General features: G+C 65.7%; 13 protein-coding genes. 7 read left to right on the forward strand and 6 right to left on the reverse strand.

From position 1 onward, the window contains the following. Positions 1-46: 46 nt before the first annotated feature. Positions 47-415 (reverse strand): YciI family protein, encoded by a 369-nt coding sequence (locus ACUY1T_RS18985; RefSeq protein WP_446025119.1) that lies wholly within the window; start codon positions 413-415, stop codon positions 47-49. A gap of 398 nt (positions 416-813) precedes the next feature. Here ACUY1T_RS18985 and ACUY1T_RS18990 point away from each other — a divergent pair, with 398 nt between their 5' ends. Genes ACUY1T_RS18990 through ACUY1T_RS19000 form a run of 3 tightly spaced genes read left to right on the forward strand, consistent with a single transcriptional unit; the run spans position 814 to position 2,996 of the window. Further along, entirely contained in the window at positions 814-1,410 is a 597-nt protein-coding gene (locus ACUY1T_RS18990) for a TetR/AcrR family transcriptional regulator (RefSeq protein WP_446025120.1), read from the forward strand. A 27-nt stretch (positions 1,411-1,437) separates the two neighbouring features. Then, entirely contained in the window at positions 1,438-2,646 is a 1,209-nt protein-coding gene (locus tag ACUY1T_RS18995; protein WP_446025121.1) for an Acg family FMN-binding oxidoreductase, read from the forward strand. Then, complete coding sequence (locus ACUY1T_RS19000; RefSeq protein ID WP_446025122.1) at positions 2,643-2,996, forward strand: hypothetical protein; 354 nt, start codon at positions 2,643-2,645, stop codon at positions 2,994-2,996. Before ACUY1T_RS18995 ends, ACUY1T_RS19000 begins: the two co-directional genes overlap by 4 nt. Before the next feature lie 37 nt (positions 2,997-3,033). Here ACUY1T_RS19000 and ACUY1T_RS19005 read toward each other — a convergent pair whose 3' ends face one another. Both ACUY1T_RS19005 and ACUY1T_RS19010 read right to left on the reverse strand, forming a co-directional pair. Further along, positions 3,034-6,336 carry an AAA family ATPase gene (locus ACUY1T_RS19005; protein WP_446025123.1) on the reverse strand — a complete coding sequence of 1,101 codons (3,303 nt, stop codon included), beginning with the start codon at positions 6,334-6,336 and terminating at the stop codon, positions 3,034-3,036. Beyond that, positions 6,333-7,625 (reverse strand): exonuclease SbcCD subunit D, encoded by a 1,293-nt coding sequence (locus ACUY1T_RS19010; protein ID WP_446025124.1) that lies wholly within the window; start codon positions 7,623-7,625, stop codon positions 6,333-6,335. Before ACUY1T_RS19010 ends, ACUY1T_RS19005 begins: the two co-directional genes overlap by 4 nt. 81 nt (positions 7,626-7,706) lie before the next feature. On the opposite strand from ACUY1T_RS19010, the gene nfi reads away from it, so the two are divergent. Both nfi and ACUY1T_RS19020 read left to right on the forward strand, forming a co-directional pair. Further along, positions 7,707-8,408 (forward strand): deoxyribonuclease V, encoded by a 702-nt coding sequence (gene nfi, locus ACUY1T_RS19015; RefSeq protein WP_446025125.1) that lies wholly within the window; start codon positions 7,707-7,709, stop codon positions 8,406-8,408. 60 nt (positions 8,409-8,468) lie between these two features. Further along, positions 8,469-9,032 (forward strand): DUF1415 domain-containing protein, encoded by a 564-nt coding sequence (locus tag ACUY1T_RS19020; protein ID WP_446025126.1) that lies wholly within the window; start codon positions 8,469-8,471, stop codon positions 9,030-9,032. On the opposite strand, the gene ACUY1T_RS19025 is transcribed toward ACUY1T_RS19020, so the two are convergent. Continuing rightward, complete coding sequence (locus tag ACUY1T_RS19025) at positions 9,029-9,919, reverse strand: aldo/keto reductase (protein ID WP_446025127.1); 891 nt, start codon at positions 9,917-9,919, stop codon at positions 9,029-9,031. The genes ACUY1T_RS19020 and ACUY1T_RS19025 overlap by 4 nt on opposite strands. A 167-nt stretch (positions 9,920-10,086) precedes the next feature. On the opposite strand from ACUY1T_RS19025, the gene ACUY1T_RS19030 reads away from it, so the two are divergent. Next, positions 10,087-10,518: an OsmC family protein gene (locus ACUY1T_RS19030; protein ID WP_446025128.1), complete on the forward strand. Its 432-nt coding sequence runs from the start codon at positions 10,087-10,089 to the stop codon at positions 10,516-10,518. Positions 10,519-10,563: 45 nt separating this feature from the next. Here the strand turns inward: ACUY1T_RS19030 and ACUY1T_RS19035 are convergent, their stop codons facing one another. Together ACUY1T_RS19035 and ACUY1T_RS19040 are read right to left on the reverse strand one after the other, a co-directional pair. Further along, the gene (locus ACUY1T_RS19035; protein ID WP_446025129.1) at positions 10,564-11,241 is read right to left on the reverse strand and encodes a gamma-glutamyl-gamma-aminobutyrate hydrolase family protein; all 678 of its coding nucleotides are present in this window, start codon (positions 11,239-11,241) and stop codon (positions 10,564-10,566) included. Next, positions 11,238-12,257 carry an amidoligase family protein gene (locus tag ACUY1T_RS19040; protein WP_446025130.1) on the reverse strand — a complete coding sequence of 340 codons (1,020 nt, stop codon included), beginning with the start codon at positions 12,255-12,257 and terminating at the stop codon, positions 11,238-11,240. Before ACUY1T_RS19040 ends, ACUY1T_RS19035 begins: the two co-directional genes overlap by 4 nt. Before the next feature lie 127 nt (positions 12,258-12,384). Between ACUY1T_RS19040 and ACUY1T_RS19045 the strand changes: the two genes are divergently transcribed. Continuing rightward, positions 12,385-14,739 carry a mechanosensitive ion channel family protein gene (locus tag ACUY1T_RS19045; protein ID WP_446025131.1) on the forward strand — a complete coding sequence of 785 codons (2,355 nt, stop codon included), beginning with the start codon at positions 12,385-12,387 and terminating at the stop codon, positions 14,737-14,739. Positions 14,740-14,911: the final 172 nt, after the last annotated feature.

Here is a 14,911-nt window from a genome sequence, read left to right on the forward strand (position 1 = left end):
CCACGCCCGGCTGGTGCCGTCGCCCAGCGGCTGGAGGGTAACCCGCTCAGTAGCGGCTTTCGGGTCTCAATTCCTCCTCGACGGGCCTCACCTCGATGGTGCCAAGTCGCGCTGACGGCCAGCCGGCAGCAATCTCCAGGGCTTCCTCTTCTGACGCGACCTCGATCAGGAAGAAGCCGCCTAGCTGCTCCTTGGTCTCGGCAAAGGGCCCATCGGTCATGATGAGTTCGTCATCACGAATTCTCAGAGTGTGAGCCTTGGTGGCGCTCTGCAAGGCGTTGGTCTGGACCAGCTTGCCTCGTCTCTGCAGGTCGGCCACATAATCCAGGGTTTCCTGTAGTAGCTCATGCCACTGGGCTTCCGTCATTTCGCTGAATATTCGCTCTTCCTCATAGGCGAGACAGAGGTACTTCATGGGGGACCCTCGCGTTTGGAATGCTTCCTGTAGACTCCTGTAGAAGATGGCGCACGGGATGGGCCGGCGCAATGGGCCGTATAAGGGCGACGAGACGTCAAAGGCTGACCAACCTTGCCCGACTCGTGCCGTTGCCCAGCGGTTCCGCCTGGATCTGGACTGGAATGCGCTCGTGCATCTCCTGTACGTGAGGGTACGCTGGAGGCTTCTCGACTCGACGACCTAACAGCGGCGTTCCATTACTAGCGCATCATCGATTATGACCCCCATGACGCGGAGGCAGTGTCTTCGAGACAATTTACTTGACGTGTCACTGAGTGGTGACATATAAAGTCACTGAATGGTGACTTGTGTCATGGCTCTACACGGAATAAAGGCAGATTGAAACAGGAGACACGATGGGGCGGGACAAAGAGCAGACCAGACAGCGGCTGATCGAGGCGGTCGGCATGGCGCTTTCCGAGGAGGGCTTCCAGGGGCTTGGGGTCAACGCCGTGGCGCGTATCGCGGGCGTCGACAAGGTATTGATTTATCGCTACTTCGGTGGCCTGCCCGAGCTGATGGAAGCGTATGGCAAGAGCCAGGCGTTCTGGCCCAGTCGCGAGGAGGTGTTGGGCCAGGAGGAAGAAGTCATCCGTGCGCTACCGAAGGAGGAGCGTATCGAGGCGGTACTTCTGGGATTGCTCGATGCACTTCGACAGAGACCGCAAACCATCGAGATATTGGCCTGGGAAACCGTCCAGCAAAGCCCACTGACGGCCATGCTGGCCGAACGGCGGGAAGCATGGAGCCGCGAGATTCTGAAGGATCTTTTCGCTGACGCCGAACCTGAGGACCGGTCGTTGCTGGCGCTGGCAAGCCTGCTGGTGGCCGGTTTCCAGTATCTCCTGATCCGGGCGCGGCGTGGAAAAGTGTATGGCGGTATCGCACTGGACACCGAAGTGGGGTGGGCCGAGGTGGGCGATGCCATTCGCAGGGCATGCCGTGCCGGATGAAGCCGGCCGGCAGGAGAGTGAGTGACGATGAACAGAAGGCAATTTCTGGGTGGGGCGGGAGCCATCACCCTGGTGTTGGCCGGAGGCGGTATCTGGCGTTCGACCGAGCAGGGCGTATTCCGACGCGCGAGGGGGGATGCCTACACGCCATGGTATGACTGGCGAGAGTCCGAAGGGACGCCTCTGGCGCTGGTCAAGGCCGGCATACTGGCCGCCAACCCTCATAACACCCAGCCTTGGGCGTTTCGCGTGACCGAGGACCGCATCGCTTTGTATGCGGACCGAAGCCGACACTTGGGCAGCTTTGATCCTTTCCGCCGTGAAATGTACTTGGGGCTGGGCTGTGTGCTGGAAAACATGATGCAAGCTGCTGGGCCGAACGGCTACGCGGCATCGCTCACCGTGGTTCCCGGTGAGCTGCAGCTAGCGCAGCCAAGCGACGGCATGGCGCTGGTGGCCGAGCTGAAGCTCGAGGCGGCGAAGATCACTCGGAATCCTCTCTTCGAGTTCATCGAGCGACGACACACACAGCGCGGGCCGTACCGCGACATCCGGCTCGAAGCAGCACAGCGCAGCGGCCTGCTGGCGCAAGCAGAAGATGAGCGGGTCGGCATTCACCTGTTTGAGGAACGAGAGGAGAGGGAGCGTTTCGGGTCTGTGGTGGTCCGGGCCACCCGCGCCATCATCGACGATCATGTCATGGTGGCCGACAGCGAGCGTTGGTTTCGCCACTCCCGGAGAGACATCGAAAAGTATCGCGATGGGCCGACGTTGGATGCTGCCGGGCTTTCCCCAGTGATGACGGCGCTGGCCAAGATACTGCCGCGTCCCGATGCCGAGACGAATCATCGCTATTGGCTCGATGCTACAGAGAAGGTGCAGGTACCCACGGCACCGGCCTTGGGCCTGATCCTCGTCGACGAACTTTACGACATCGAGCAGACACTGGCAGCGGGGCGTACCTGGCAGCGCATGCATCTTTGGGCCACGACGCAGGGGTTAGCCATGCAACCGCTGAACCAGCCGGTCGAACGGGTCGATCGGGAAGCCGAACTGGGCGGGGACCCTGCGGCCCGCAGGGACCTGGAAGCGCTGTTGCCGGGTGAGCGATGCCGTCCTACCTTCGCGTTTCGTGTGGGTGTTGCCGAATCCGCAGCCTGGCCAAGCCCTCGGCGCAACGTGGCCGATACCCTGCTGGAAGGGGGCGTTATCTCAAGCGGAGGGGGGAAAGCATGAAAACGATCACGCTCAAGGCAATGGCACTGTTCGGGGCATTGATGCTGCTCGTTCTTCTGACAGGAGTCATTGCCGACGTACGCAGCTTCGACGAGACGCGGGGCGGTTACGAACCCCCTTATATCGATTTCACTGGTGAGCCCATCGACTGGCGACGGCTCGACCGGGGGCCGCAAGGGTTCGTCAAGCGCGGTCATGTCATCGACGTGCTGGTGCATTGCAGTAACGGCATGATCAGCCTTTCCGTCTTCGGCTTCGAGTGGTCGTGGCGCCAAGTTTCGCCTCGTGCCCTGGCGGTGCATCAACCCCGCGAAGCGTGTCGCCAGGCAGGCTATACGACACGCTTCTAATCCGCACCGCTCTTGTCTCGTGGTCAGCTGGGTGAGCCTAGGCACTCACCAACCTTGCCCGACTCGTGCCGTTGCCCAGCGGTTCCACCTGGATCTGGACTGGAATGCGCTCGTGCATCTCCTGTACGTGGGAGATCACGCCGACGCGGCGGCCCAGCGCCTGCAGGCCGTCGAGTGCTTCCATGGCCAGTGCCAGCGACTGCGGGTCGAGGCTGCCGAAGCCTTCGTCGATGAACAGCGACTCGATGGTGAGTTCGCCCGAGGCCATGGAAGCGAGCCCGAGAGCCAGCGCCAGCGAGACGAGGAAGGTCTCGCCGCCGGAGAGCGAGTGCACCGAGCGGCGCTCGTCGCCCATGTCGTGGTCCACCACCAGCAGGCCGAGTTCGCTGCCGCCGCGGGCCAGCCGGTAGCGACGGCTGAGGCCGGTGAGGTGGGCGTTGGCGTGTTCCAGCAGTTGCTCCAAGTTGTAGGCCTGGGCGATGCGTCTAAAGACCTTGCCGTCGGCGGAGCCGATCAACTCGCTGATGCGCCCCCAGCGCACATGCTCGGTGCGGGCCGCCTCCAGTTCGGCCTGCCCCTCCTGCTGGCGCGTGCGGCGGCGGTCGTCGTCGCGCAGGGCGTGAACGGCCTCGTCGCGTGTCTGCTGAGCTGTCTCCAGCTTTGGCTCCAGAGCCTGCCGTTCGGCGACGAGGGCCTCCCGACGACTGACGATCTCCGCTTCGACCTCTTCGCCCAGTAACGCATCGTCTCTGTCATCATTGGCCAGCGCTTGCCCGCGGCGGTGTGCGAGCAAGGTTTGGCGCCGTTCGACGAGGCTCGCCTCGGTGCGTTGGCGGGCCTTGTCGGCATCGGCCAGTTCGCGTTCCTCACGCTCGGCTTCCGCCTCGGGCTGCGCCAGCAGTCGGGCCAGCGTGGCGTCATCCAATTGCGGATGGGCCTGGCGCCAGTCGGCCAGTTCCCGCTCCAGCGCGGCGCCTTCCTGGATGAGCTGCTCGATGCGCTCGGCCTCGTGACTTGCCTGTTGGGTGAGCCGCGCCTGTTCGCTCTCGGCAGCGTGGCAGCGCTCGATGGCCCGGTCGCGCTGTTGGCGGGCTGATTCCTGGTGTGCTTCCAATGCCTGCTGCCAGGCGTCGACGGAGGCATGCTCGCCGAGCAGTGCCTGGAGGGCAGCGGTCAGGTCGCTGCGCTGCTGGCGTAAGGGAGGCAGCCGTTCGGCCTGCTTGTTGAGCTCTTCTGCGAGCGTGGTCCGCCTGGCCTCGAGCTGGGCGAGCCCGAGTTCACCCTGGCGCAAGGCTTCCTCCAGCGGGGCCAACTCGGCCTCGGCGCGGGTCAGTGCCTGGAGCGTGCGTTCGCCCTGCTCGCGTTCGACGTCGCTCTCCCGGCGCTGGTACGCCAGCCAGGCGTCGCGCTCGGCGGTATCGATGACATTGAGTTCGGCGTGCAGCGGATGTTCGGCCAGGGCTTGCTGCGCCTGGGTCAGGCGCTTATCGACTTGCTGGAGTTCCTGGCGGCAGCGTGCCATCGCCGCCATGATGGCGCGGTACTCGCCCTCGAGTTCGTCGCGCTTCCGTTGGGCCTGCTCCCAGGCCTGCCTGGCCTCGGCCAGCTGTTGCTGCTCCTGCGCCTGTTGGGCGGCCAACTGGGCCGCTTCGGGCGTGACAGGGGGGTGTTGGCGAAAGGGATGCTCGAGCCCGCCACACACCGGGCAGGGCTCGCCTTGCTGGAGTGTCTCACGGAGGTGTATCACGCTCTCGCTGCGGGCGGCGCGGCTGCGTTCGATGAAGTCGTGCAGGCTGCGGTAGTGGCGTTCCTGCTCGTCGAGCCGCTCCCGGGCAGCCTTGCCCTGGGCAATCAACTGCGTCTGGCGCGCCTCATCGTCACCCAGTTGCTTGGCCAATTGCTGTTTGGCCTGTTCGGCGCGCTGGACCTCCTGCCACCGGCTTTCCAGCTCACCCAGGGCCAGGCTACGGCGTGCGGCCAGGCCATGGGCCTGCTGGGCCGCCTGGCGCGCAGCGTCGAGCCGTTCGTGGCTGCCCATTAGTTGGCGCAGGGTGGCTTGCCACTCGTCGCGCTTCCGTTTGTGCTCGAGCTGCCTGGCTTCGGCTTCCTTGCGCTGCTGGGCCAGTCGCTCGGCCTGCTGGGCGCAGTCGCGGTGCTGCGCCTCGAGTTCGGCCAGCTGCTTTTCCAGGGTGGCAAGCGCCTGGGCATGGTCCCGGGCCTGGCGCAGGGCGGGTTCGGCCTGCCCGCGGGCCTGGGTGGCGGCGTCCAACTGCTGCGCGGCCTGGCCCCGGGCCTGCTCGGCGGCCTGCTGGGTAGCCTTGGCCTGCTCGAGCGCCTTGAGGGTCTGGCGGTGGGCCTCCTCCAGCGCGGCGATCTCCTTGGGCAGCGCGGCCTGGCGCAACAGCCGGTGGCGCTGGGGAGCAAGCAGGCGGCGGCACTCACGGTCGGCTCGCGCGTTGGCTAACGCGTGCCAGTGTGTTTCGGCATCTTGCTGCTGCCGCATGCCCTCGAGGTAGGCCTGGTGCAGCCGCTCGTCGGTGGCGTGCCACTGCTGGCGTGCCTCCAGGCTTTGGCTTTGCTGGAGAAGACCGGCCAGTGCCTGCTCGGCGTGGCTGGCGGCCTGCTCCAGCTCGGCGCGGGCCTCGGGCTCGGCAGGGAGGTCGTCGGCGAGCCGGACCTGGAGCGCATCGACGCGCCTTTTCGCCTCGCTGGCGCGGCGATAGGCGGCCATGGAGATCTGCGAGTACTCGGCGGTGCCGGTCAGGCGCTCCAGCAGGTCGCTGCGTTCGTTGTCGTCGGCCTTGAGGAAGGCGGCGAACTCGCTCTGGGCCAGCAGCACGGCGCGGGTGAACTGGTCGAAGGTGAGGCCCAGGCGCTCCGGCAGCAGGCGATCGAATTCGCGCTTCTGGGCGGTGAGCAGGCGCTCGTCGTCCAGGTCGGTGAGCGACTGCTCCACGGCCTGCAAGCGTCCGCTGGCCTTCTCGCGGGCGCGGCGTACGGCCCAGCGCGCGCGGTAGCGGCGCCCGTCACGGCCGAGGAAATCGACTTCGGCGTAGCCGCTGGCGGTGCCCCGTCGCAGTAGGGTGCGCGGGTCGGCGGTGCTCACCGTCTCGCCCTCGACGTCGGGCAGCGGGGCATCGCGGCCGGGGGCCTGGCGCAGCCGTGGCGTGCTGCCGTAGAGCGCCAGGCACAGGGCGTCGAGCAGGGTGCTCTTGCCGGCGCCGGTGGGCCCGGTGATGGCGAACAGGCCGGCATCGCCGAGCGGCGGCGCGCTGAAGTCGAGTTCCAGCGGGCCGGGCAGGGAGGCCAGGTTGGCCAGGCGCAGGGCGAGGATCTTCATGGGCGGGTCTCCCCGGCAGCTTCCTCACCGTCAGCGTCGAGCACGTCCTGCAGCAGCCGGTCGAAGTCGGCCAGCACGTCGGCGTCGGGGGCTTCGCCCCAGCGGCCCTCCCAGGTGCGCTCGAACAGCTTGCGTGGCCCCAGCTGTTCCAGGTCGACCCGCTCCGCCGAGTTCTCACCCTCGAGTTGGGGCAGGCGACGCTCCAGGCGCAGCAGGCGCAGCGCCTTGTCCTCCAGTACCGCTTCCACCTGGGCGCGCAGGTCGGGTACCGGGGCGGTGAGCGAAATGCGTACTTCCAGCCAGGGCCAGCGCTCGCGCGGAAGGGCAGGGTCGTGGGCCAGCGCCTCGAGTTTGGCGAGCACCGTATCGAACTCACCAGGGCCGATGCGATGCATGGCCACCGGGCGCGGCACGGGAATCGCCTCCACGGCGGAGAGAGTTTCTCCTTCCAGCACCGCTTCCACGACCTGGTGGGGGTAGGCCACTTCGCTGAAATCCAGCGGCAGCGGGCTGCCGCTATAGCGAATGCGTGCCTCGCCGACCTGTTGGGCGCGGTGCAGGTGGCCCAGCGCCACGTAGGCGATGTCGGCAGGGAAGAGCCCGGCGGAGATCGACTCCTCGCCGCCTATCACGATGGGTCGCTCGCTGGCCTCGGAAACGGCAGCACCGTGCAGATGGGCGTGGCTCATGGCCACCAGCGCCTGGTCGGGCTGTCGCCTGCGGCGGGCGGCGTCGATCAGCTGTTCATGTACGTGGGAGATGCCGGCCACATAGTCATTGCGGGGAGCGGCGTTGCCTGGTTCGCCTTCGTCGTCATTGGCGCGAGCCGGGCCGTGGCCGGTCACTTCGGCGGGGCGCAGGAAGGGCAGCGCCAGACACCAGGCGCGGGTCTCGCCGGAAGCGTCGCTGAGCGGCACCAGCAGGCGTTCGGCATCCAGGCTGCCGTCGTCGAGCCAGCTCACCTGGCCCAGCGCATGGGTGCGCAGGCGGCGCATCAGCGGGGCAGGCAGCTCGATGCGGTTGCCGCTGTCGTGGTTGCCGGCAATCAGCACGATATCCAGCATCGGCAATCGCTCGTGGGCGGTGACGATGAAGTCGTAGAGCAGTTCCTGGGCGCGCAGCGAGGGATTGACCACGTCGAAGACGTCGCCGGCGACAAGCAACGCATCGGCCTCGCGGGCGACGAGGGTGTCGAGCAGCCAGTCGAGGAAGGCGCGATGCTCGGCATGGCGCTCCTGGCCGTGGAAGGTCTGGCCCAGGTGCCAGTCGGCGGTGTGGATGAGCTTCATCGTGTCCCTTGCGGCGGTGGTGTCCGTCTACCCTGAGGCGATAGTCTACGCGAGACCCAAGGACGAAACAGGAGGCCAGGAATGCCCGACGCCAACTTGCACGACTGGAATCTGAGCCCCGAGGAGGCCATTGCGCTGCAAAAACGCATGGCCGGGCACATCGAGCGCCAAGACCGGCTGGCGCCGGTGCGCCATATCGCCGGCGTCGATATCGGCTTCGAGCAGGGTGGCGAGATCACCCGGGCGGCAGCGGTGGTGCTGGCCTGGCCCGGTGACCCGTTCGTCGGGTTGGAGATCGTGGAGCAGGTGGTGCACCGCGAACCGACCCGCATGCCCTATATTCCCGGGTTGCTCTCCTTCCGTGAGATTCCCGCGGCGCTGGCGGCCTTCAGCCAGCTCACAACGCGCCCCGAGCTGGTGATGGTCGATGGCCAGGGCATCGCCCATCCGCGGCGCCTGGGGGTGGCCTCGCACCTGGGGCTGTGGCTCGACCTACCGACCATCGGTGTGGCCAAGTCGCGCTTGTGCGGGGTGCACGACGAGGTGCCGGAGGCGCGCGGCGAGTGGACGCCGCTGCGCCATCGCGGCGAGACGATCGGGGCAGTGTTACGTACCCGGGTCGGCGTCAAGCCGGTGTTCGTTTCGCTTGGCCACCGTATTTCACTCGAAACGTCGCTCGACTGGGTGGTGAAGTGCCTGGGACGTACCAAACTTCCCGAGCCCACACGGCTGGCTGATCGCCTGGCCTCCCGGCGCGGGCCGATGCCGAGGCCGGCGGACTGAGCCCCGCCATGCGCCATGGCTCGGGTATACTGCCTGGCCCCTTTGCCGACGAGGCCCATCATGACCGAGACACTGACGCCCGCCTGCGCTGCCACCCGTGCCTGGGTCGAGGACTTCGTCGTTGCCCACAACGTCTGCCCCTTCGCCCGCCGTGAGCTGGTCAGTGACACCATCCGATTCGTCGAGGTGGCGGCAAGTGAGTGGGAACCCGCGCTCGCAGCGCTGGTCGAGGAATGCCGCCGGCTCGATGAAACGCCCGAGATCGAGACGACTCTGGTAGTGGTGCGCCCGGGCCTGGAGGAGTTCGACGACTACCTCGATTTCCTCGCCGTGGCCGAGGCGCTGCTGGTCGAGCAGGGCTACGAGGGGATTTATCAATTGGCCAGCTTTCACCCCGACTACTGCTTCGAAGGCGCCGCAGCGGAGGACCCCGCCAACTTCACCAACCGCTCGCCCTGGCCGATGCTGCACCTGCTGCGCGAGGCGGGGCTGGAACACGCCCTGGTGAATTATCCCGACCCCGAGGCGATTCCCGAGCGCAATATCGAACGGATGCGCCAGCTCGGCGCCGAGACCCTGGCCGACGAGCTGGCGAACCTGCGCGCTTCCGTCGACAAACGCTAGACGATATCGAGCGGTACTTTCTTTCTCGGTGCAGGAAACGCCTCGTCGAGCCGGGCCAAGGCATCGTCGTCGAGTTCGACCGCGAGCGCGCCGGCATTCTGCTCGACGTGCTCCAGTCGTACCGCCTTGGGAATGGCGATGGTGTCGCAACGGCCATTGACGGGGCGAATCGCCCAGGCCAGCAGCAGCTGGGCGGGCGTGATGCCGAGCCCGCCGGCTACCTCGCGCACCACGGGATGGCCGAACAGGTCTTGGCGCAGCTGGCCGGCCTGGGCCAGTGGGCAGTAGGCCATCAGCGGCATGCCGAGGCGCTGCATCAGTGGGCGCAGGGAGTGCTCGATGCCCCGTGAGCCCAGGTGGTAGAGGACCTGGTTCACGGCACAGGCGTCGCCACCGGACAGGGTCGTCAACGCCTCGAGTTCGTTCACGTCGAAGTTGGAGACACCGAAGCGGCGGATCTTGCCCTGCTCGCGTAACCTCTCGAAGGCCTCCAGGGTTTCCTCCAGCGGGATGTCGCCCGGCCAGTGGAGAAGGTAGAGGTCGAGATGATCGGTGCCGAGCCGCTTGAGGCTGCGCTCGCAGGCGGCAAGGGCGCTGTCGCGCCCGGCGTTCCACGGGTAGACCTTGGATACCAGGAAGGCCTGGTCGCGGCGACCGGTCAGTGCTTCACCGACCACCTCCTCGGCGCCGCCATCGGCATACATCTCGGCGGTGTCGATCAGCCTCAGGCCCAGTTCCAGACCGCGCTGCAGGGCCCGTACTTCGTCGCGTCGGGGAGCCAGGTTCTCGCCCATGTACCAGGTGCCCTGGCCGATGGCCGGCAGTGTGATGGCAGCTTCGTGTGCCGTCGCGGGGAACGTGACCCGGGGAGTGCTAGGGTATGACATGGCGATGAGACGCTCTTGGCAGGAAGGTATTGGAAAGCATTTCCATATAATTTCTTGAAGAGATGGCAAAGACAAGCCTGTACGCTATGGTGAGGGATGGTGGAGGCAAGCTCCGCCATTTGCCATTCCCTATTGACCAGTTCTCATATCGCAAGGAGTCGACCCACATGAGCATCAAGAAAACCGGTAGCGCTGTCTGGGAGGGTAGCCTGAAAGAAGGCAAGGGTCAGGTCTCGACCGAGAGCGGCGTCCTGAAAGAGGCGCCCTACAGCTTCGGCAAGCGCTTCGAAGGCGAGTCTGGCTCCAACCCTGAGGAACTCATTGGCGCGGCGCACGCCAGCTGCTACTCCATGGCGCTGTCGATGATCATGGGCGAGGCCGGGCTGACCCCCGAGCGGATTTCTACCGAGGCGGCCGTCACCCTCGAGCAGGATGCCGGTGGCTTCAGCATCACCAAGATTCATCTCACCACCCGGGTGCGTAGCCCCGGCGCCGACGATGCCGCCTTCCAGGAGGCTGCCGGCAAGGCCAAGGAGGGCTGCCCGGTCTCCAAGCTGTTAAAGGCCGAGATCACGCTGGATGCCTCGCTGGAGAGCTGAGCGGGTCTATGCGATTCAACTGGCGGCCACCTTCGGGTGGCCGCGCTAGTTTGTCGACATGGTACGCCGTGCCGCATCGACCAGCGCTCGGATCAGCCGCTGCTGGGGGCGGTTGAAGACCAGCCACTCGGGGTGCCATTGCACGCCGATCAGGAACTCGTGGTCGCGCGATTCGATGCCCTGGACCAGGCCGTCGCGATCGCGGGCGACGATCGCGATGCCACGCCCCGCCTCTTGTACGGCCTGGTGATGCAGGCTGTTGATGCGACACCAGCTCACCTTGAGGATACGGTGCAACTGGGTATCGGCCACGATATCGACCGTCTTGCGCGGCAGCACGGTACGCCGTCGCTTGAGGCCCTCGTGAGTCGTATAAATGTCGGGGTCGAGCGTGCCGCCCAGGTGGACATTGAGCATCTGGGCGCCGCGACAGATGCCCAATACTGGTTTGCCCTGGGGGATGAAGCGTTCCATCAGCTCGAGTTCGAGTTCGTCGCGCTGGGGGTCCAGACGCACGTCGAACTGCACCTCGCCACCGTAGAGGTGGGCCTGGATGTCGTCGCCACCGCCGATGATCAGCCCGTCGAGCGCTGGGGGCAGGGGACGGGAAGGGGAGAGGCGAAGCGGCCGGCCACCGTGTCGCCACACGGCGAACCAATCGAACCACCAGGCGATACGGCTCTTGTAATCCGACGTGGTGATGCCGATGAGCGGGCGCGTCATGAGGGAGAACGGACCTCCTTGATCCAGTTCCGCAGCCTACCGACCATGCGAGTCACGAGCGACTGCGTGTGAAGACTGACGTAGCGGCTGGCTCGTCCGTTGAGTTCCTTGCGGTCGGCGGCGAGGCGTTCCACCGCCACCCAGCGGTTCCACTCCACCACCGCGCCCCAGCCGCGCTGTGACAGCTGGGCGTTGGGCAAGCGGTAGTGGAACGTGGGACGTGGCTTGACCAGGTTGTGGCGAAACAGCTCGTCCGGGTAATCGGGGCACAGGTGGGCAAACAGCGGGTAGAGGTCAAGTTCCCGGTTGCGCGTGGGGTTGAAGCTGATGTAGTCGGCGATCAGCGTATGCAGGTCCGGGGCATAATCCGGGTCGAGCACCTTGAGAGCATAGTGCTTGGGGAAGGGGTTGGCGTGCGGCAACACCTCACGCGTAATGTCGATGTCGATTTCCTTGCGCAGCCAGGCCGCCATGAGCAGGAAGGCTCGGAAGTGCCGAAGAATGAATTCGGGCTCCAGGCTGGCGACTTCGGGATTGAGATGCAGGCCGAAGCCATACAGCAGGCTGGCATCGGTGCCCTTGGCGCCATGCGCATGAAGGGCACCGAACAGCAGGTCGAGTTCGTCCAGCTCGTTCCACGGTACCGGCGGACAGACGATCTCTGTCGGTACCAGGCCCGTGACCACGTCGCCGATGAGTTCACGGGTCTTGTTGTGAAAATCCAGGCGCATCTGGTGGCGCTGACGTTCCCATTCGGTGTCGTGTCGCGGCAACGCTTCCAGTAGCCTGGTATCGGGGTGGGCGTACTGGGTATCGAGTTCGATGACGAAATCACCCCAGCGTGTGGCCTCGACTCGCAACCGATGGGGGCTGATCAACTTCAGTTCGCCACCGAACAAGTCGCGTACCAGTTCGCCGGTCTGGTGGGGAGGGAGACCGGCAAATTCGATCTCGACGCCAACCCGTCGGGTCCTACCCTGGACATTCAGAGGCTCGGGTGGTGATTGCGGCAGCATGAAGGCATCCTGTGCGACTCGAGAGTCTGAACGCCAGCCTAGCACAGTGCGGCGGTAAGTCGGCAGGGAGCGATCCCTGGTCAGCCGTTGTCCCAGGCGCATGGCAAACGGAACAAGGGAGTGAACGATGCCAGGAGCTTTTTTCCCACGCGATGAAACTGGGCACGGGAGAGTGGCGATTCGCATTGGGCTGATGCTGCTCATGCTGGTGCCGCTGATGTGGGCTGGCACGTCGCACGCCCAGCTGTCGCTCGGTGGGCTGGGCCAGGAGGAGGCGTCTCAGGAGGAGACCCACGACGCCGAGTCGTTCCAGCAGTCACTCAACGAAGTGATCACCACGCTGGAGGACGACGAGCGCCGTGGCGCCCTGCTCGACGAGCTGCGCGATATCCGTCAGGCCCATGGCGAAAGCGCTCCCGCCGATGACTCCATCCAGCGCCAGGGGTTGCTTGGCGCCCTGGCCGAGACGCTCAGCGAGCTTGGCGACCAGGCCGAGGCCGGCGAGTCGCCGATCGACGACTGGCAGCGTCAGCTGGAGCACGGCTGGGCGGAGTTCAGCGACCTGGTGGTGGATACCGGTACCAGTGAGATCGTACGCTTTGCCATCCAGAGCGCCGTGCTGCTGGGCATCTGGGCCGGGCTGCTGATCCTCCTGATTGCCTTGGGCAGGCTGCTGTTCATGCGCCGGCAATTGCCCCTCGATTTGCCGCGCGAACCGCGCGGCTGGCTGCTGGCGCTGCATTTCCTGCGGCGCATGCTGCCCTGGGCGCTCGCTTTCGTCACGATCATGGGGCTGGTCCAGATATTGCCGCCGAGCCCCGGCCGTTCTCTGGCGTTGATCATTGCCTACCTGGCGCTTTGCGGCCGGACCCTATCGGTCGTCGTGGAATGCGTGGTGTCGGTGTTCACCCGCGGGCATCGTTTCCCCGCGGTATTGATGCTGCAGCAGCAGGGGCTGCGCATGCTGTTCGTGATCGGTGCACTGATTGCGCTTGGCGATGCGCTCAATGCCGCACGGCTCTCCCTGATCGTGGGGGAAGAGCTGGCGGCGCTGGGCTCGGTGCTGGCCAACGTGCTGGCGGCATTGCTCAGCATCCGCTTCATCTTGAAGTTCAAGCGTCCGATCAAGCATCTGATCCGTAATCGCTCCTGGCGCGTGCGCCGCGAAGGCGGCACCGGCATCGAACTGGCGCGTATCGTCGGTGAACTCTGGCATGTGCCGGCGCTACTGATCGTCGTGGTCTCGCTGCTGGCGATCTTCGTTACCGTGGGCGATGTGGGGGCCGCGCTGGCACGTTCGATCATCTCCGCGGCACTGCTGGTGTTGACGCTGGTGGTTACCGGCCTGATCCAGCGCCACAGCGAGCGGCGCAACAAGCGCCGCCGAATCAGCGAGTATCGTCGCCGCCTCGAACGCTTCGGCTATGCGCTCTCTCACGTGGTGGCCTGGATCGTCTTCGCCGAGCTGTCGCTGCAGGTATGGGGCGGCTCGCTGTTCGGCCTGGGGCGTGAGGGCGTGGCCGGCGTGCGTATCGGCCAGGCACTGCTGGCACTGGGCTTCACGGTGCTGCTGGCCTGGCTGGCGTGGATCTTTGCCGATACCGCCATCCAGCGTGCGCTGATCTCTTCCGCCCGCTCGCGGGGCCGGCGGGTCAACCAGGCGCGGGCCCAGACCATCACGCCGATGATCCGCAACGTGATCTTCGCCACCATCGTGATCATCGCCGCCATCGTCGGTCTGGCCAACCTGGGGGTCAACGTCACGCCGCTGCTGGCCGGTGCCGGCGTCATCGGTCTGGCCGTGGGCTTCGGCGCCCAGACCCTGGTGCAGGACCTGATCACCGGCATCTTCATCATCGTCGAGGACTCGCTGGCGGTAGACGACTTCGTCCAGATCAACGGCCATATGGGTACCGTCGAAGGGCTGACCCTGCGCACGGTGCGCTTGCGCGATCTGGACGGCATCCTGCACATCATCACCTTCAGCGCCATTCAGTCGATTCACAACATGTCGCGGCACTTCGGGATTGCGCTGATGCGTATCCGCATTCCGCATACCATGAAGATCGACGATGCCATCACGTTGATGCAGGAGACCGCCCAGGAGCTGCGCCAGGATCCGATGATGCGCCACCACATCTGGTCGCCGCTGGAAATGCAGGGCATCGATCGTTTCGACGAGGGTGCCGCCGTGCTGCGCATGCGTTTTCGCACCGCACCGGTCATGCAGTGGGATGTGGCCCGTGCCTTCAACCTGCTGCTCAAGCAGCGCATGGAACAGCAGGGCATCGACCTCGGCATGCCGCGCCTGAGTGTGAGTATGGAGGGCCAACCGGGCGATGCCATGAAAGACGAGGCGCCCGGTACCGATGGCGGAGCCACGACACTGCGCGATGCCAAGGGGCGTGCGCCTGGCGAAGCCGGTATCGCCGATCCCGAAGGGGCGACCAACCCTCAGCGTGCTTCGCCGGACTCGTCGTGAGCAGGCCGTGCCTTCTTCCGGCCATGGCGGCCTGGAGCGTAGGCCGTTTGATGCTCTTGCAGGCAATCTCATAGCGGCCTGCCTCCTGTAGCCCGCCGCTCCTCGGCGCCTCCCGCAATCCATCTCTTGCAAAAATAATGTCGCCTGACACCTGTTCGGGTTAGACCATGGT

Source organism: Billgrantia sp. Q4P2 (assembly GCF_052806135.1).